Consider the following 19,531-nt stretch of genomic DNA (forward strand, 5'->3'; position numbering starts at 1 on the left):
GAGCGTGTAGGAATCGAGCCTACCCAGGACGTTACTACATTAAAGCTTATACTGTTTAATTTTATCCCGATCTGGATTTAGCAAAGGCCGGCCGCAGCCGCCTCCGAACATCGGATATTTCTTAGTAGATTCTTGGCGAACAATTGTGTCGTATTGCGAGCAGCGATATGTACTATATTGGGAAAACTCCTCTGCTACCTCCAAATATAAACATTGCTGAGTGGCTTCATCCCAGTTTCCGTATAGGCAAGGCATTTCCTTGCAGCAGCAACCGCACTGGTAACATTTTCGGTCGCTAAATGCCGCAGCCACTTTCTTTGACGTATTTCGCAGGACTACGCGCCCTTCTTGTATATACTCACCCAGCAGCCGTTCAGTCAAGCTATCTGAAACTCGGCCAATCGACAATCCTAGGCACATGAGTGTGATCATTCCCCTATTCATTTATTTCCCTCTTCCCTGCGCACCACAAGCAGTGTTTCTATATATCCTAGTGTAAAATATACCACTTTGTTTATGGCAGGAGAAGTTTCATTTTCTAAGCTATATATAGAGAAAAGTAAGCCTGGCCTTATTAAAGCAAACTATTAAATTCAGACGCAAAATAGGATTGATTTTCGCCACAAAAATGCCGATTATCAAGGATGCGGCTCTTGCTTCAAACATCGAAGCTCGTTCACATAGCGGATTTTTTTGTTTCAGGCCTTATCACGCTTACAACTTGCAAAAGCTTATCAATAACCGCTATCACCAAAAGGTACACTAGCGTCGATTTCTTTTGAACGGGCATGTTTAGCATCCTTTCAACATATGGATTTTAATAAGCCGGTTTCAAAAGGAGGTAATATATTGGATAACAATGATCTTCCGCGAGGAATATTATTTTCTGATTTACGTATCCCCCAAACTCCAAGCTTTAAGGATCAAATGAATGAAATTAATAAACCGTACACATCTGAATATGTTTTTTACCAACTGGTTCAGCAAATAAGAAGGTTTGAACAAACTCTAGACAAAGATCACGAAGTTGGTATGCAACTTGTATGCTTTGGTCAATCTATTCAATTTAGCGTTGCCCGTATGGGGTATATGAATCCCAGTATTATTTGGTTTGACGGAGTTTTACCAGATAAGTCGAATGTGCAGTTAGTACAACACTTAAATCAGGTTAGCTTTCTGTTGATTGCTGTAAAACGCCCAGATCCGGAACGGCCAAAAGCACCGATTGGATTTTGTCGTCCGTCGCCGCAAAACGCACGCGGATTTCAAGAATTTGATCCATCCGAAATACCCGAACAAGAATAAGAAATTTCTCTGGCCGCTCCCCAGCTTTCCGCTTGAAGACGGCTATTCTTTTTTTCATGGAATTTATTCATTGCTCAAACTGACAAAGATCTTCCCAAGTCATGCTCTCACCTCCTTATCACATAATTCGTATACTATATTGAGGTGATAGTATGGTTATTGACTTTGACGAAAAAAAGTTTCAAAGAGAAATACTCAATTTGCTCTACCCTTTCGGACTTAGCAAGCCCAAAGCTGACCAGGTTGTATCTTATGCTTTGCTTGCGGTACGCAACTCAAGTATACCAGTAAGATATCGCCGCTAACGCGGCTCTTTCTTTTGAGCTTTATCAATACGTTCATAAAAACAAAAAGCTCCCGGGGCAAAAACCTCAGAAGCCTTGATTACTTTATGGCGGGAGTGTGTAGGAATCGAACCCACCAACGACAGATTAGTGCCGAACGAACGGTTTTGAAGTTGGCAAACGGCTGTTTTTCACAGTTTTATCAGTCAATTGGATCTAAAAGATCCATAATTTATTAAGATCTCAGGTAGTTTTAGTCTACTCAGTCTTTTGGTTTTTTGACAGTAATACTCTGGAATCGTTCCGCATTTTTTCAAAAAATGATGAGATCGTCTCAATACTAGCTTAGTAGGAGCAAATATAAAATCGCTACCCTTTATTACATGGCTTATGTGCTTTACTATCAGACTTATCGTTAAATTCTATTGTCTGGAAATCTTCATCTGATGTAAATCTATGATAATCATTTAATTTAAACTTCATAGTTGACCAGCCTATTTTAATGTATTTTCTATCTAACAATAAATCTTTGTATTTTGTTTCTGCCACACTTCGGATAAAACCACGCTCTACAAGAGTTCTCAAGGGTTCATCTGATTCTTGTGCGCTCCTTACCCGACTTCAAATGGCTAAAAGTAGTTCGTGCTTGGAAAAGAATCTCCACTGTCTTGCTCGAACACACTGCAAAATCAGTTTAGCAAGATCTTTTTGAGGGCTTGCTCCCATCAGCATCATATGCACACCAGCATACTTAGCGAGATAATCTCCTATTATGGCACTTGCTCCAAAAAAACAGATCCTACATTTTAAACTGGCGTACCGCCGCCTGCAGTTCTTCCGCCAAGGCTGCCAGTCCCCTGCTGGAAGCAGCAATCTCTTCCACGGATGCTGACTGTTCTTCACTCGCGGCAGAGACGTTCTGCGCCTGGCTGGAAATCTCGCGACTAACAGCATCGACCTCTTTTATAGCTACCAGTACTTGCCTGCTATTTGCCGCGAACTGTATCAATCCCTCGGATGCTCCTTGGGTAATTATAGCAACTGTTTGTACCTGCTCCATTATATTTTGGAAAGCGTCGCCTGCCTTATCGATTACTTCGGTCCCTTTTTGTACTTCCGTTGTTCCATTTGTCATTGCCATTACAGCAGTATCGGTTTTTTCCTGAATTCTTTTGATCAGCGAAGCAATTTGTTTCGCTGCAACCTGAGAGTCTTCTGCCAGTTTTCGCACCTCTTCAGCAACAACAGCAAATCCCCGGCCATGTTCGCCTGCCCTGGCTGCCTCAATGGCTGCATTAAGCGCCAACAGGTTGGTTTGACCGGCAATATTGGAAATTGTCCCAACGATTTTCCCGATTTCCTTAGACCATTCTCCCAATTCTGAAACGACTTTGGCCGAATCACCCACTGTAGTTTGAATCCGATTCATCTGCTCAATGGCTGTGGCTACTGCCTGATTGCCATCCGTTGCTATATTGACTGCCCGCTGCGTCATATCAGCAGCATTATTGGTATTTTTTGCTTCTTCGGCCGCCCCATTAGCAATTTGCTCAACTAGATTCACTGCTTTATCTACAGTCTGAGACTGCCGTTCGGCTCCCTGAGCTGTCTGGGTAATAACAGTTGCTACTTGATTAGCAGCTTGTGCCGACTGCTCTGCAGTTGCCGTTAACTCTTCCGATGAAGCGGCAACCTGATCTGTAGTATTAAGAATTCGTTGAATTAATTGTCGCAAATTATCACCCATTTTTTCAAAACTTTGTCCTAAACGTTCAAGTTCGTCATTTGAAGTAATACCCAGTTTCGTGCTGGCAATATCGCCAGAGGCAATCCGGTTAGCCACCGTCTCCAAGTCATGAATAGGCTTAGCAATTCGCCGTGATAGCCAGGCGATAATGATTGTAGCTATAATCAATACAACGACAATAATTTCGACGGTGACGGTTGTCAACTCTGAAACAGCGCCGGTCACCTCGGCTGTCGGTACGGTCACCGCTAATGACCAGTTAACACCGCCTATTGGGGCAAATGCTGCGATCTTATCCACCCCGTCTTGCCGGTAATGGACAAACCCGGTTTCACCGTTTGCCATACTTTGATACAAATCCCGGACTTCTGTCGGAGCATCCTGGTCCTTGAGAAGATTACTCTTCATTACAACATCTTTGTTGGGGTGAATAATCGTTAAACCATCTTGCTGGTTGACAAAGGCATACCCTGTCTGACCAACTTTTACCTCTAGCACCTGATTTATAATGGCATCCATATCGACCGTTCCGTTGATGGCTCCGACAACCTTTCCGTCAGCCTTAATAGGAACAGAGACTACGGAAGATAAGCGTCCGGCCCTCTTCGCTATTAACGGATCAGTAATTACTGTTTCCCCGCTAAAGACTCGTGGCAGATAAGCACGATTGCCGAGATTACCCCTCTCTCCATTAGAGGTGATATACTCTTTTGAAAGATTAACATATGTAACACTGAAATATGCCTTGTTTACCTTAGCGAAGGCAGCCAAGTAAGACTCTATCGCTTTTTCATCGCCAGTAAGAAAAACCGGCGCATGGGATATCATAACCATTTCTGATTTGCGGGCGTCAAGCCAGTCACTTATCTCTCTGCCTGAATCCATTGCTTGCATTGAGATGTTGTCTTTTACACTATCCATCAGCAGATTTCTGGCTTTTAGGTAGTTCAATTCACCCAAAGCACTTAGAGAGATTAAGAAGATAAGGAGAATCCAAACAGTGAGTTTTGTCTGAATATTTTTCAGCGTAAGCCCCGTTAACATCGGATTTTTCATACTGATTCACTATTCCTCCCTGAGAGCTAGCAAAATACGTATATATTTTCATAACAAATACATTTCATCAATATCCTCGGCGAGTAGATGCTTGCAATGTCAATAGAAATCATAGAAGATTTACAGAGGCAATGAACGCCCTTAAAAAAAATTTTTAACCAACGTACTTAACATCAAATACCACATGAAATAACTATAACCAAAGCCAAGCATAGTGAGCCCACTAAGGATTGGACTGTTTTAGTTTCTCTAATTTAGATTTTTGCCAAAGTCTGCATTAACTCCCTTACAGATATGGATCTTAGCCGGTTTATCTTGTTTAAGAATCCTTCTGCTTTGGCCGGGGTCATTACCGAACTTGTAATAAATTGAAATTTATTTGTAATTTCTTCACTACTCATTGGATTTGCAGGATCTCCCTTAGCATAATCCATGGTTTCTTCATCCATAGTTCCGTCTGTGAATTTAACTGCCACTCTTGATGTCCAAAGCTGCGGGAATTGAGCGGTCATGTTTGGATCTTCGATAACTTTTATCTTTTTATATACTTCCAGAACTTTTTCATCATGTAAATCAGACTGCTGAATCTCAGTTAACTTAGGACCATACAAAATTGCCAAAGCTAAATTAAATACCGTGCACAGCCGTGCTCCTACCAATGTATTTGGTTCAGTTTCTTGATCTATAGCGGTTTTGTGAGTATAAACGGTAATCTCTTGCAAATCCGCTGCAGCTATGCCATTTCTGCGCTTTTTCATTTTTCCGATGGCTTCGATAGCAGTATGTGCATAGCGGCACGCGCAGTATGCGCGAAGTGACATAGCTTCTACACTAAAACGCTTACCAAAGTCCTGGTTAATAATGACCGCATCATGTTTATCTGACATTGCTTTGAAGAATCCATCCTGTCCTTCCAGTATCGTTTTTGGTCCGGTAAAACCTTTCTTTGCCATATAGGCGGCTGTTACCCCGCTTTGAGCCGGCCATCCGCCATGAAAAGCCATAGTCATATCTCCATTTTGCCGGAATTCAAAAAGTCCACTGGATGTACTCCCGGCAATGCCTAATGCCCAGGTCAATTGTTCTTTGGTGCAGCCCAAAAGCAATGCGGCAGCCGTGGCTGCGCCGAATGGATTACAGGTAGCAGATGTATGAAAACCTCTGGCTCTGTGGGATGGATTAATAGCTCTTCCTAACCTGGTAACGACCTCATATCCCAAAGTAATTGCTTTTAATAGCTCTTCTCCTGATCGACCTTCTTGCTCCGCCACAGCAAGGGCAGCTGGTATAATTGCAGAACCGGGATGTGTAATTGACAGAGCATGAGTATCAGTCAGACCAATGCTGTAACCCATTGTCCCGTTGGCCAGCGCCGCTCTCACAGGATCCATAGGATTTTCCATACCAATAACGGTAGCTTGTCCGGTCCCCCTCATATCCTGCACAAATTTTGCTATAATTTCGCCTTCTGCAGTCTTTGATCCTGCTATTGCTACTCCAAGAGCATCAAGCACAAGCTCTTGAGTTTTAGCGAGGACCTCATCCGGGACCTTATTCGAATACTCGAAAATATTATCCACTAGTTGGGCTGTCACGTTCATTCTGATTCATCTCCTACTGTACAGTCTAAGTATAGGAAGCGAACTATTGTTTTACCAACTTTAGTTCACTTTCTAATACAAATTCTGGAGAAAATTTTCTCTCTACTACAGCCATCTGTTAGATAGCCTCGGGCTCGGGCTGTTCAACTACTGCGGCCTTACGATGTTGTTTCTCCCGATAAACAGTAATCATCGCTGCTATAAAAGCTAATGAGAATATTAAGATTCCCAGATACCAAATACCAGCAAACTCCATCCAATAGCCTCCGCCTTTTACGGAATATTTTACAGCCCAAAAACCACTCATCGCAAGTACCGTGGCAGCAATAATCTGACCAAAGGTATTCATCAACGCGTTGTTAAACCCAGCAGCCCCAATAGACCATGCCTCAGCACACATAGCATTAATAATTGGAAACGCAGTGACTAAGACGCCGCCGATGAAAGACAAAACAGCGAAAAGGGTTACGCTTGGCATTGGATGGGTAAATGCGTAGAACATTGCAACTGAAAAAGCCATAAGCCATGCAACCATTGAATTACGAGAAAAATTATACTTTGCCAATAAATAATCTGAGACTTTTCCGACAATCGGTGTCCCAATCAACCGTCCTGCTATATACATGGTAACGCCAATGCTACCGGCTAATACTGCCTCTGCTTTAGACATATCGGTGGTTTGCAAATACATAGCTGTACCGTACATAGGCAGCCATGCAGGTAGCAGGCGGCATCCAACGGTAAAGGCCGAAAAGCACATTGTGATCAAGTAAAAAGATGGGTCTTTAATTGCCACCCATACCGCCTCTTTGTATGGAACCGCTGCTTTTTCTTCTTTTGCTGCGATAGATTCAAGCCCCATATCTTTTGGATCAGAGCGAAGCAAGAATGCAGCTATAAGGGACATTACTAAAATGGTTCCAGCCATAATTATGGTAGATCCTCGCCAACTAGCATAACCAAAAATAGTTCTACCATCACTTAAAAGCAACGCGATCAGAGGCATCAAGACAAAACTCATTGCTTCACCTAAACCGCCACCAAGAGAAGAATAAATCCCTAAGGCAAAGCCACGTTCTTTCTTCTCAAACCATTTAGACAAGAGGGCATTGGCCGGCGCAAATCCAGATGCTGACGCAAAGCCGATGGCTACACGCCATCCCATTGCTTGAGTAAAAGTAGCTGCAGTCGCAAAACCTGCTAAAAATAAAGACACTATTATGAATCCAGCAGGCAGGACCGATCTGCCGCCAAGCTTATCATGAGCAACACCCCAAGGGATTTGCGTAGCTGCATATGCATAAAAGAAAGCAGATCCTAACAGCCCTAGTTCGGGTTTGCCAATACCAAAGTCAGTAACCAAGTACGGAGTAATACTTGCATAGTTCCATCGTACCGCTTGTGAACAAGTGTAAATCAAAACAGCGCCTGCGAGGACTATGAACCGGAAACTTGGTTTGCTCCAGAAAAACTTTTCAAACATCTTCGCTATATACCTCCTATATATTCCAAAATTTTCCGACAAATTATCTTGTTATTTATTAAAAATAGAAACCGTATTGCAGGGGCGTTACCGCCCCTACTGATACTCCATATCTTAGTTCATTAAATTATTCCGTCTTTACGAAAAGCTGCTATCTCTTCTTCGCTAAAACCAAAGACCTCCTTATACACCTCATTATTGTGCTGCCCCAAAGTAGGAGGCGGGCATTTGACGTATGCATCTGTTTCACTCATTCGTATTGCAGTATTTGTGACTTTCACTTTACCGGCAATCGGATGGTCGAATTCGGTGAACATATTTCGAGCCCCGGCAATATGCGGATCATTGCATACTTGCGCAATATTATAAATTGGCGCTGCCGGAATGCCGGTATCAATCATTATTTTTACCAATCCGTCCACCGTCCGTTTCTTCGACCACTGTTCAATGTATTCTTTGCACGCAATCCGATTTTGTACGCGCTTGTGAACGGTTTCAAATTCAGACTTTTCGAGGAGTTCAGGCATTTCCATTAACTCAACCAATTTTTTCCACATTCTGTCGTTGCCAACAGCAAGAACTATGTCTCCGTCACTTGCTTTGTAAGACTCCATTGGAGCACCCGATTCGTAGGAGTTCCCGCGGCGTTGAGGTATCCGTCCATCCACCAAATAATGCTGATTAATGATTGCCATAATAGAAACCGCCGAATCAAGCAGCGAAATGTCAATCATTTGCCCAATACCCGTCTTGTTGCGGTATTGCAGAGCAGCAAGTATTCCAATACTGGCTGTCAATCCGCCGACAGCATCGCAGATAGGGCCGCCCGCCCGGGTCGGATCTCCGTCTGCCTCACCGGTAACGCTCATAAGACCACTCATTGCTTGGGCGATAAGGTCATAACCCGGCCATTGGCTGTAGGGCCCGGTTTGCCCGAATCCCGAAACAGCTGCGAAAATAATCCGCGGATTCACTTTTTTCAGTTCTTCATAATCTAATCCAAGCTTCTTCATTACTCCAGGGCGGTAATTTTCAACCACAACGTCGGCACTTGCGACCATTTTCAAGAATATGTCTTTACCTTTTTTTAGGTTTAAGGTAATTCCCCGTTTGCTGCGGTTCATATTCATATAATAAGAGCTCTCACCGTTTTTAAACGGGTTGAAAAATCTTGCATCATCACCTGTGCCCGGTTGCTCAATTTTTATAACATCGGCGCCCAAGTCCGCCAAAATAGCGCAACAATAGGGACCAGCCAATACCCTAGTCAAATCCAGAACCTTTAATCCATCTAGCGCACCTTTTTGTGCCATCACGAAATCTCCCCTTTTATATTCTGCCGAGTACGTTTTATTCCACGATGCAAATCTGAGCATATATGCAAAGCCTATATTCTATTTCCATGCGAAACCGAACTTAGCAATAGCTGTTAACCTGGTTCGTTACCAGCAATAAACACGCAACTCAACTGTGGTCCTCCGCCAAAGGTGTGAGAAAGGCCGCGGCTTACATCTTTTATCTGACGTTGGGGATTATCCACCTTATACTGAAGTTGCTTATAGATTTCATAAGTCATACGTAAACCACTGGCGCCAACGGGATGGCCAAAGCATTTAAGTCCTCCGTCGACATTGACCGGCAATCCTCCGTTCAGTTCGAAAAATCCTTCGTCAATATCTTCTTTTGCTTTTCCTCTGGCGCTAAAACCAAAATCTTCATAAATCAGCATTTCAGTGATGGTGAAGCAATCGTGAACTTCTGCCACGTCAATCTCGGTGCGCGGATTTCTGATACCCGCCATTTCGTAAGCTTTGGCTGAAGAGGTTTTTAAAGCGTCAAAACTTGTCCAGCTAAATCCTGGTCTTGTATGAGGCAGAACTGTATCCATTGATATTCCAAATCCCTTTACGTAGATGGGGTCTTCACGTAATTTTCTCGCTGTGTCGGCGCGGGTAATGATTGCGCATGCCGAACCATCACTGTTGCCGCAGCAATCATATAGACCAAGCGGCGAAGAAATAATTGGCGCCTTTATGACTTCCTCAAGTGTAATTTCCTTATGAAAATGTGCCTTAGGTGCTAACATACCGTTCTTATGGTTTTTGACGGCAATCTTTCCGATGGTCTGCTTGCCTTCCTCCAGTGTAAGCCCGTACTGTTCAAAGTACCGGGTGGCAATCAAGGAAAACGATCCGGGCGCTGTCCTTCTGGCTTCATAAACAGGGTTCATGCCGCGACCGGCTCCAAGTCCCGGAAATCCGGTATCTTTAAGTTTTTCTACGCCAATTGCCATGACAACATCATAAGCGCCGCTGGCGACAGCCATAATCGCGGAAATCAGAGCAACGTGGCCCGCACAGCACCAGTTCTCGTTTCTGATGACAGGAATATTCTTAAGTTTCAACGCATCAATAACTTGAGCGCCCGCCAATCCGCCGACCGGTGCATACATTTGCCCGACAAATACCGCCTGGATGTCCTTAGGACCCACTCCCGCATCTTCATAAGCTTCATAAGACGATTCAACGACAAGGTCACTCACTCCGCAATCCCAACGCTCCCCAAATTTCGAGCATCCCATACCAGCTATTGCAATTTGATCTTTAATTGACATTACTGGTCACCTCCATTTCTTATCGGGCGGCATTTCCAAAAATAATTAATATAATTGCCGCCTTCATATATCTTCCGGAAGGTAAACTTTACTTCCATACCGACCTGTACTTCTTCATTATTAAAATCAGTCATTAGCAGATAGTAGCGAAAACCTTCACTGTCTTCAGCAACTGTCTGGACAACTACCGGGTCGTCACCGCGCCCTGCCAAATTATCTATGGAATAGGTAAATACTTTTGCATGACGGTCAGAAAGTCTAACTTCCTTAAGCTCATCTTTTGCACCGCAGGAAGGGCAGACTCTGTTTATTGGGAAAATTCCCTGACCACAGCTTGTACATTTGCTGCCATAAAGACGCAGAATGCCTTTTTGTTCCCGCCAGTAGGCAGAATTAGATGGGAAAGTCCGAAAAGGCTCGCCAGGCACAGTCTCAAGCAAGTCGCGGAAAGACAAATACCGACTATACGATTCCAGCGTTCTTTTAGTTTCCAAAGCGGCTCTAACGCTTGGCTTTTGTTGGATTTTACGTACCTGATCTGTTACTTGAAACAAAAAGGCATCTGCACCGTTTCCGTATGCGGCCAGCAATATGAGATCGCCAGGCTTGGCTTCTTCCAGCGCAGCAGACAGCAACAACAGCGGCTGAGCAGTACCGCAGTATCCGATTTGCAACATGTAGGAATCTTGAATTTGCTCAGGTATAAAGCCAGTTTTTTTGGCAACAGCAGCATTATCTTTCAGGCCAGGAGTAGTCAAAACTACCTTTTGAATATCCTCAGGTTTTTTACCGGCTTTCTTTAAGATGCCTTTTACTGCCTGGGTCATAGCGGTAATATAACCTTTATCAGTGCTGAAACGTCCCTCACCATGATTTACGTATTTTTCGCCAGCATTTCGCCATACATCAATAATCTCGGTGTTTACCGAATAGTTTTCGACTACTTCTGCAACTAGGTCTTCCGAACCAATCAACAGAGCTGCTGCTGCATCGCCAAATAGCTGCTCTTGATCGGATTTTGGAAAACCGTTACGGCAATCAGCTGCAGTAACTAGCGCATTTCTTGCCGATTTTGCTTTGACCGCGTTAATTGCTGCGTTCAAGGCGCCTGTTCCAGCTTTCGTCGAATTGGAAAAGTCAGATGTAACAAGATCATCTTTCAAATCACATACAACGGCTATCGTGCTTGCAATCGACTTTTCCGCATATGGCGCAGTCACCGAAGCGAAATACAGTGCATCAATTTCCTGGCGATCAGCATTCTCGATACACGAAATCGCCGCTTCAACAGCCATTGTTAAACTGTCTTCATCCGTATTTGCTACACTTCGTTCCCCTTTGATTGCTCGTCGTTCCCATGCTCGTGCTATAGATTCCCGTTTTAAGCGGTAGTACGGCACATATGCGCTCAATGACGATATTCCTACACTCATCATAAAGCCCCCCTTATCTTTGTTTTTGACTACACTATTTGATTTCTGCAAAATAAAAATAGAGCCTTCGCAAAAAGGCTCTAAAAGAACAAGGCTATTTTCCTAATTTTCTACGAATAACATTAAATACCAATATTCTCACATCAGACATTACTTAAGAGAAACCTCAGGAGTCACCCCGGAGTCCAGCTTCGATAAAACATAGGCTATCTGCAAGACAAATCTCCCCTCCGGCAAAAAGAAGTTAGTACCGGTTATGTCATGTATTCTCTGCAGCCGATAACGAAGCGAGCTAGAGTGAATGTGCAGCGCTTGCGCCGCTTTCTCCAAAGAACTCATGACAAGGCAGGCTTCCAGCGTTGCCCATAATTCAGCATTACACTTTTTATCATATTCCCTAATTGGCTCTATAATCGCTCTTGCCATCATGTTGTACTCATTAGTATCCAAACTGTGGAGAAGTAAGCCTTCTTTGATAAACTCTTCATACCAAAACAAATTAGATTCGGGCTTAAAGATTCTTCCTAACATTACAGCCTTATTCGCCTGTTCATAACAGTCAGGAATTTGCCTTAAATCTCTAATTATCAGACTATACCCTAAATCAAATTTATTATTCTGGTGCCCTTGCCCACTTTTCATAAGGGACGTCATAGCCCGCTTTATAGTTTTATGGTAAGTTGTTCCAGGTTGGTCAGGTAATGAAACAATCGCCACAATCTCTGTCGATCTAAGAAAAACGGCGCTATGGGTAAATACCGATCGCAATCGTGTAAGCAACTGGTGACTTTCAAATTGCAGCGAATCGGTAGAATCTGTATGACGAAAGGAGATGAATATAACAAAATGATATTTTTGGGGAGTTAATCCTAAAAGCTTAATTCGCTCCTTCAATAAAGCTTCGTTTTCATAACGCTTAAAAAGAATCTCATCCGCAATAGCGATTATCATACGTTGCTCTGTTTCGATAACGAGATGTTTCTCCAATAGTTTTATTGACAAGAACGCGACCATCTGCCTTACAAAAAGCAATTGACTGTCACTCATTGGATCAATATCTTTTAATACAAGATACCCCAAGAACTGATCACGCGCCACGCAGGGAAACAAGTAATCATTATCTATTTGCGTGTATCCCAAAAGGCTTCGTCGTGATTTACCGGCTTCATTAACCAGCAATTCAACGTCCTCTTCCCCCCCTTGAAATTCAGCAGGGAAATAATGAGCCACTATTTGTCCTAGCGGCGATACGCAAGCACAATAACAATTCAGACTCTCTCCAAGACTCCTAACAAATACCTCAATTTTATCTCCTTTTAGAACGGACGATAGGAGAGATTCATATTGGTTATTCAAATCTTTAAATGTATTAAATTGACTTTCAATTATTTCTGTAGATATTGCACTAATAGCTTCACGGAAGGTTATATTCTTATCCATCGAAAAAAGTGGCAGTCCATATTTATTGGCAGTCTCGATCACATAGGATGGCACTTCTTCAATGAAACGCCCTACTTTTATTGCTAAAGCCGCAATCTTCATGTTACCAAGTTTAGCAACAATTTCACCTACAAGATTTTGATCTTCTTTAAGTGCATATAAAGTTGTAAGCACAAAAACATTCTCTTGCATATATTCGGGAAAGTCGGGAACTTCCATAACGGTAACAAGCCGGACTTCTCTATTCAAACCTTCAGCGCCGGCAATTAGTTTAAACCCTTCCACAAAGAGTGGTAACCTACAGAGCTGCGCTACGGTTATATTCACATTCTTACTCCTTCTCCTCTATTTTCCGCTCAAACTTTCTAAATACCACAGCATGATATTTTTCTTCTATATTCGACACAATTATACCTGCTATAACGTAATCGCCAAATAAAATAGTGGATAGTACTCAAACTAAATCCATGGATAATGGCTCTAAATTAAGACATAGAGTTTTTAGAGTAACTTGAAAAACTCCCAACCAGGAGGTTTAGAGCATGTATCCCAGAAAAGCAAATCACAATATAGCAATATCGCCGGAATCAATGGACAAAAATCATCCGGGAATGCTATAGTAGCGGACAGATCATTTCTGTCTGGTGTGCTGAGCATGATGTCAATGTCCAATGCTACTTCTATTGGTTAAACGTATACGTACAACCATATTAGCTGTGTTTTAGAGTCAATCGCTCCGCAAATCGTTCCGCAAACAATCGCTAAAAACAAACAGCTTCTGAGTAAAAACCTCAGAAGCCTTGATTACTTTATGGCGGGAGTGTGTAGGAATCGAACCCACCAACGGCAGGTTAGTGCCGAACGAACGGTTTTGAAGTCTGCTTGGGCTAGTATTTACAAAAGTGTGAAAGTGTATAAAGGCGCATAAAATCTACATTTCTACTTTAGCAAATATCTAAAAAACACCCAATTAAAATAAAAAAATTGGGAACAGTGTTCCCAAAACTGTTCCCAATTCTCCTGACTTACCTTGCGTTATTTTTAGCAGCGGTAAATCCATAATTATAATGTTTGGCACAACTTGCTGCAAACATAAATATTACAGTATTAATATCGGCTTCCGTCAACTTCATACTTTTAAGTAGGTTACGAGCTACCTTTAAAGATTGGCAATCTACGCTCCGGGAAAAGCAATAAGTAATTCCCTCCGTAACTGCATCGATATTTGAATTGCCGTTTACCATATGACGCCACTCCCCGTTTGGTAATATCAAGACTACATGTTATTGACAATCAGTAGAATTTAATAGAAATTATTTTATTCGTTACACTTACTCCGTCCCAGTTCTGTTCAAAAAAATTGTTCAGTTCAAAATCATGTCGTCTAATCCGCCGAACACATAATCATATTAAATTTTAATCTTGCTTTTTTTAATGTCATTTTCTTTTTCAATCACCCTCCACCCAGAACATATGTTCTTTTCCTTTTTTTGTTTATTCTATCATAAAACAATTAATTCCAGCAATAATAACCCTAAAACTAAATAGAATTATAAGATTTTACTCACAACACCATTACTCTCCTTTTGTTGTAATAACACAAAATAAGCCCCCGGCACACGCTAGGGGCTTTACTATTCACTATCTCTTTGCAGCATTAACTTCAGTACAACTTCCTTACACTTCTTTTTATTCCAGTGCTTAACCAAATCGCCAAACTGGTTAATAATTTCCCATTCGTCATCAAAAGCGCGAAGCTGCCGCTGTTTACGTTGCACAACTTCATCTGGTTTCTTTTCAGGCCTTCCGGCACCTGGACGGGCCCCGCCATGTTTCTTGGTCACCAATTTTTGTCCCTCCACCAAACTATTGCACCAGTCAAGCAAGTTCCAAGCAAAATTCCAGTCAGTAATATGAGTATATTATCAATGGTCCAGGTCATGCGCAGCAGCATGCCAATCGTTAGCATTGAAGTTGATAATAAGGTTAGTTTACCCCATCTTGTCATAATTGAATGTGGACACTAAACATGTTATACTTTTAGTAGTAAGGGAGGTTTCCCTCCCTCGCTACCTGCTCCGGGTTACCGTCTACGCTTGCGAGGCTTACGGCGGTTTTTCCGGGGCTTCTTGCTTCTCTTCAGGGCTTCTGCTATCGTGATTAGGTTTGCCGCTATTCCGATCAGCAGGGCCGCTACTTCGAGAAGCTCTTTTTGCTTGGCGTCCACTTTACACCTCCTTTCTATGATTTAATTATACATCATCTTTGATTATTTGTCAATACAATATATCAAGTCAGTTGCATAAATAATAAAAAAATACCCGGCACACAGGCCGGGATATATGATGGTTCTATGTAATAAGAGGAGTGCTTTTATTATAAATAGCTAACTTTAGACAACTGTTCGTCTGGTTTTACACAAAGCAATGAGAACTCATAAATCTCCTGAGAAGTAGGTATTCTACCAAGCTCTGCTTCCATTTTTTTAAGAACAAAACCAGCGTCTAGTAAAATTGCTACAGAATTTATCATCTTATCACCTCAACGAAAAACCCTCTACTCAATATAAAATGCTGAGTAGAGGGCTACATTATTATAATGCCAGCCTACTGGTCGGATGTATTTTATAATATGACAAGTAAACAAATGTGTCAACAGAACAAATATTCTTTTGCAATATATTGTCCCCGGCACATGCCAAGGGCGTAACTATTTACTCAGTCGGTTTAATCTGTCCAGCACATCCTCTTTCCAAAAAAGTTTATCCCTATCCCATTTTTTTATTGGGGCCAGCTTACCACGCTTAATTAAATCGTCAATGTTTTGCCGGGAGCAGCCAAGGATTTCCATAGCTTCACGGGTCGTAATAATATTGTCAACAATAAACGGAATTAGCTCTTTTTCTGTGTCAAATTCGTATTTCATTTATTAATTACCCGCCGAACTGCGTAAAATATTAGATAAGAAACAACCAAACCGCCTGCAAGCCAGGAATGCCACTCCATGTTGCTAAAATCTACCGATGCCAACCAGAGAATAAAGATAAACAACATGCCCCAGTCAACAAACTTGATTTTAGTATTCATACCTGTTAGAATGTGGTTAAGAGGTGGGGAGGTTTCCCTCCCCGGTGAATTAGCGCTTTCTTTGCTTGCGAGGCCGAGAGCGCTTTTTCTTTTGCCTAGTGATTTCGGTGTACCACTTGTAGGTGGTGTACCCTATTATCACTAGGTCTTTTAGTACCTCTAACCATTCAACCACATTCTGCTCACCTCCTCTCTATGTCTTAATTATAACACATTACTTGCTTTAAAGCAAGTAATGTTTGTTTGATTTGCAAAAAAATACCGCATGTCTCTACCTTTAAAAATAAAACCGCACCCCGGAGGATGCGGCCATGATAATTAGTTAATGCCAACTAAAGGCAGTATAAAGTCTTTCCACTTAGTGAATGATTCTATTAATGACGGAGAATTATTTATAGTATTTATTGCTGCGTTAATTCCGCTCAACATGCCCGTCAAAGTAATTTTATTAGGACTTCCTGAATTAACCTGCTTACTAACTTCGTTAACAGATTCCTCCAGTTCTTTCTTTGTTGTATCTGGAATATTTGAAGCCTTTATTTCCTTAATTAACTCTGCCGACAATTCTTTAACTGCCTCATGATTTACATTAACAATTGTCTGGTCAGAACCTATCCCCAAAGCACCATGGTTACCATTAACTGTAACCCCACCAAAACTATTTTTAGTATTCACTAGTAATCCCTCCGCAAAATCACAATTCTGAAAAATGTTAACCATAAATGGTGCACTTATTTCTGATGGCATATTACTAATATTACCTTTAAGTATCTGAGATAATGATATTGGTTGATTATCTCCTAGTTTAAAAACTTCTTTCCTTTCATTGGTGGTTGTTTTTTTTTAGTCTGTAAACTGGATTGCCTTAAATATTCTTTATACTCTCTGCAGACTTCAAAAGCGGGGTAAATATAATCATATACATCACCATAATCGTCTTCACAGAAATCTTGACCACAGTACTGACAGAAAACGTCCCTAAGTTTAATAGCTTCTTCGTCAAGAACTAGCAATGTACGTGCACAATTATCACCTGGGCATCTTAATTCCCATTTTACACATAATTTATGATCATTAGTTAATTCCAAAAGGCGAGCAAAAACAGTGTCTATGGGGAGTCCGGTACGCTTTGCAATAAGTGTAGGATAGAATTTCTTTATAGGCCACAATGCTATTTCATTGACAACCTCGTCTACCTTCCAAATTAAAGCCATACCTAGTCACCTCCCCTGTAAGTATTTATTACTATAAATTATACCATTTGTCAAGACTAAAAGATACGTTCACGAACAAATTTTAATACATCTTCTGTCGCAGGTGTAACAAAATATACACTATTACTCTTGAGACCAACCTTTATAGTATAGCTTTGCGGCAAACCATCCTCTTGTACTACAAACTGAATGAACCCCCCTTGATGCTGCAAATGTGGTTTTAAAAAATCGTATAGTGCCAGTTCTCTTAGATCACGACCAGCAACACCTAATGAAACCTTTTCAATTCCTGATAATATTAATGCCGCAAAAGGAACGCTTAGTAATTCATCTCCGAAAGCAATTTTTGCGTCTTTTAGCTCTTTAGTTAAACTATCAGTATCCTCTGCAGCTAAGTATTCATCAAATGCAGTCAATACTTTTGCAATAGCTTCCGTTTGTTCTGATGTAAAATCCTCAAGCAAAGACTCAGGCTTGGAAAGAGCTTCAATCAAATTACCGCCTAGTGCATCCGCCATCGCTTCTACATTATTACCAAAAGGCACTAGTATATTTCTAGGTGCTAATGCTATTTCTCGGTTAATTAAACGCGCAAAACTTTTTGCTACTTTTGAGGCAGTTCCTGGTTCAGATCGAACTTCAAAGCAATTTATGTCTTCATTAACATATACTGTTACAATACTACTGCTAGGTATTAGTTGCATCTCGTCTCCATATATATTTTTTGTTACTCCAGATTTATAAATAAATCTTAGAAAATACTCACTTTCATTATCACCACTAGCAGCACTAATTAAAATCGGTGTACTCGTTAATTCTTCTTTTGGTGGCATTTTTATATCATTGAACGGATTAAATCCGCATTGCTTTAAAAGAGCTTCCTTTATTCCTTTGGACGTGCCAACATCTAACTGGTACCACATAACAGATGTACGTCCACACAAAAGTCTCGTTTTCCAAGGCTTCAGTTTTTCATTCTGAAGTTGAGTATTCCCTTTTACCTTTTCCCATACACTAAAAGCAAGTTCCGGTCGATAACCATCAGTCGGTAAATCCATATCCGTACAGATTTCAACTAATTGATTTTTCGATAGTCTCAGCAGATCACTGTGATGTGTTATATTTTGTATATCTAACAGAGTGTCCACCCCCAAAACTAATTTATTATATTACAAATTATACACTTACTTGTAAATTCCTGCCTTATTAAACAAAAAAACCCTTCTGCTACAGGCAAAGCGGCACTACCTAGACCGAATAGGCGGTATTTTTCTGCCCAAAATAAAACCCTGCATTTGCAGGGCAAAATCTTGTTACAAGGAACGCCATCTGTTACATGCTGATAGAATAGTATTTCTTAGTTTGTTAGCCACATCCATGCGCTTATTAAAAAAATCATCTCTCGATTTTTTAGCATAGACTTGAAACTTAGAAAATTCTTCTAAAATTTTTCGATCTTTTTTCCCTTCGTCGTTCAGTATGTATTCATTTGAATCTTTAAAATAATGTTGGGGATTAATATTAACTGCTTCTGATCTAATATACTGCCATGAACTAAAGTCAGGAGAACCCCACATATCAAGAAACGTCGCATGAAATTTTATTAAATTTTGATTTGCATCTATGCCGTATCCAAAATTTATATTTTTAGAAGATAAGGATCCAATCATAAGTTGCCCTACACTGTCTCTTGTCAACTCGATAATTCTCTCACTCTTCGCCTGAGACCATTCGGCGTAATCTTTACCTAATTTTTGTAGTGTTTGACGATATCCTGAATTGTGTTCCGACAACGCCTGGGTAGCAACAAGATGTAATGTACTGACATAATTACATGTCGTAATACTTTCTATTGTGTCAAATCTTTTCAAGCGATGTACGGTATCAGATGCATCGGCAAATATCTCATCTAGTATATTAACGTCGCCCGAGTCTTTATAAGCGTTTAATCGACTTGCAATACTATTCGTATCAGCGATATACTCTTGCATAAATGCGTTATCTATTATTTTAGTTAAACGGTTACAAATCTCTTCGATTGCCGCAGCAACTAAACTTGCCGTATTATCTTGCCCTCCAAACATTTGCCGAATTATTTCTCTAGCAAGGGTAGAACCGAGCGAACTTGCTCCAACCTCTAAGACTTTTTGCCAATCTAATTCTTCCGTTTCCGCTACAGCCGGCATTTCCTTCACGCTCCTTTCTTCCTACCTTAACCGTATCTTCCCAAAATTATTCCGCAAATATAAAAAACCGCCCACCAGGACG

The 19,531-nt window shown here is 41.3% G+C and carries 18 protein-coding genes; 1 reads left to right on the plus strand and 17 read right to left on the minus strand.

Annotated elements, in window-relative coordinates; translation table 11 throughout:
* Positions 1-39 precede the first annotated feature (39 nt).
* Entirely contained in the window at positions 40-444 is a 405-nt protein-coding gene (locus SATMO3_RS28270; RefSeq protein ID WP_371374270.1) for a hypothetical protein, read from the minus strand.
* A gap of 405 nt (positions 445-849) precedes the next feature.
* On the opposite strand from SATMO3_RS28270, the gene SATMO3_RS28275 reads away from it, so the two are divergent.
* Positions 850-1,305 (plus strand): DUF6173 family protein, encoded by a 456-nt coding sequence (locus SATMO3_RS28275; protein WP_371374273.1) that lies wholly within the window; start codon positions 850-852, stop codon positions 1,303-1,305.
* A 1,083-nt stretch (positions 1,306-2,388) separates the two neighbouring features.
* Here the strand turns inward: SATMO3_RS28275 and SATMO3_RS28280 are convergent.
* The 16 genes from SATMO3_RS28280 to SATMO3_RS28355 form a co-directional block, all read right to left on the minus strand.
* Entirely contained in the window at positions 2,389-4,392 is a 2,004-nt protein-coding gene (locus SATMO3_RS28280; RefSeq protein ID WP_371374276.1) for a methyl-accepting chemotaxis protein, read from the minus strand.
* A gap of 254 nt (positions 4,393-4,646) precedes the next feature.
* The gene (locus tag SATMO3_RS28285; RefSeq protein ID WP_371374279.1) at positions 4,647-5,993 is read right to left on the minus strand and encodes an MmgE/PrpD family protein; all 1,347 of its coding nucleotides are present in this window, start codon (positions 5,991-5,993) and stop codon (positions 4,647-4,649) included.
* A gap of 118 nt (positions 5,994-6,111) precedes the next feature.
* Positions 6,112-7,476, minus strand: coding sequence for an MFS transporter (locus SATMO3_RS28290; protein WP_371374282.1), 1,365 nt, complete (start codon positions 7,474-7,476; stop codon positions 6,112-6,114).
* A 122-nt stretch (positions 7,477-7,598) separates the two neighbouring features.
* Complete coding sequence (locus tag SATMO3_RS28295) at positions 7,599-8,789, minus strand: CaiB/BaiF CoA transferase family protein (RefSeq protein WP_371374284.1); 1,191 nt, start codon at positions 8,787-8,789, stop codon at positions 7,599-7,601.
* 116 nt (positions 8,790-8,905) lie between these two features.
* Positions 8,906-10,090, minus strand: a complete 1,185-nt coding sequence (locus tag SATMO3_RS28300; RefSeq protein WP_371374287.1) for an acetyl-CoA acetyltransferase — start codon at positions 10,088-10,090, stop codon at positions 8,906-8,908.
* Positions 10,090-11,526 carry a hydroxymethylglutaryl-CoA synthase gene (locus tag SATMO3_RS28305; RefSeq protein WP_371374290.1) on the minus strand — a complete coding sequence of 479 codons (1,437 nt, stop codon included), beginning with the start codon at positions 11,524-11,526 and terminating at the stop codon, positions 10,090-10,092. The genes SATMO3_RS28300 and SATMO3_RS28305 overlap by 1 nt, the downstream gene beginning before the upstream one ends.
* Before the next feature lie 147 nt (positions 11,527-11,673).
* Complete coding sequence (locus tag SATMO3_RS28310) at positions 11,674-13,290, minus strand: PucR family transcriptional regulator (RefSeq protein WP_371374293.1); 1,617 nt, start codon at positions 13,288-13,290, stop codon at positions 11,674-11,676.
* Positions 13,291-13,988: 698 nt separating this feature from the next.
* Entirely contained in the window at positions 13,989-14,207 is a 219-nt protein-coding gene (locus SATMO3_RS28315; RefSeq protein ID WP_371374295.1) for a hypothetical protein, read from the minus strand.
* Positions 14,208-14,597: 390 nt separating this feature from the next.
* Positions 14,598-14,807, minus strand: coding sequence for a hypothetical protein (locus SATMO3_RS28320; protein ID WP_371381815.1), 210 nt, complete (start codon positions 14,805-14,807; stop codon positions 14,598-14,600).
* 239 nt (positions 14,808-15,046) lie between these two features.
* Complete coding sequence (locus tag SATMO3_RS28325) at positions 15,047-15,190, minus strand: hypothetical protein (RefSeq protein WP_371374298.1); 144 nt, start codon at positions 15,188-15,190, stop codon at positions 15,047-15,049.
* A gap of 149 nt (positions 15,191-15,339) precedes the next feature.
* Positions 15,340-15,495 (minus strand): hypothetical protein, encoded by a 156-nt coding sequence (locus tag SATMO3_RS28330; RefSeq protein ID WP_371374301.1) that lies wholly within the window; start codon positions 15,493-15,495, stop codon positions 15,340-15,342.
* 177 nt (positions 15,496-15,672) lie between these two features.
* Entirely contained in the window at positions 15,673-15,888 is a 216-nt protein-coding gene (locus SATMO3_RS28335) for a helix-turn-helix transcriptional regulator (RefSeq protein ID WP_371374304.1), read from the minus strand.
* A 479-nt stretch (positions 15,889-16,367) separates the two neighbouring features.
* On the minus strand, positions 16,368-16,724 hold the full coding sequence (locus tag SATMO3_RS28340; protein ID WP_371374307.1) for a hypothetical protein: 357 nt from the start codon (positions 16,722-16,724) through the stop codon (positions 16,368-16,370).
* A gap of 125 nt (positions 16,725-16,849) precedes the next feature.
* The gene (locus SATMO3_RS28345) at positions 16,850-17,263 is read right to left on the minus strand and encodes a hypothetical protein (RefSeq protein ID WP_371374310.1); all 414 of its coding nucleotides are present in this window, start codon (positions 17,261-17,263) and stop codon (positions 16,850-16,852) included.
* Positions 17,264-17,319: 56 nt separating this feature from the next.
* On the minus strand, positions 17,320-18,321 hold the full coding sequence (locus tag SATMO3_RS28350) for a hypothetical protein (protein ID WP_371374311.1): 1,002 nt from the start codon (positions 18,319-18,321) through the stop codon (positions 17,320-17,322).
* Between the two features lie 255 nt (positions 18,322-18,576).
* Positions 18,577-19,458, minus strand: coding sequence for a hypothetical protein (locus SATMO3_RS28355; RefSeq protein WP_371374314.1), 882 nt, complete (start codon positions 19,456-19,458; stop codon positions 18,577-18,579).
* Positions 19,459-19,531: the final 73 nt, after the last annotated feature.

The sequence above is a fragment of the Sporomusa aerivorans genome (assembly GCF_041428895.1).
In the GTDB taxonomy this organism is placed as follows: domain Bacteria; phylum Bacillota; class Negativicutes; order Sporomusales; family Sporomusaceae; genus Sporomusa; species Sporomusa aerivorans.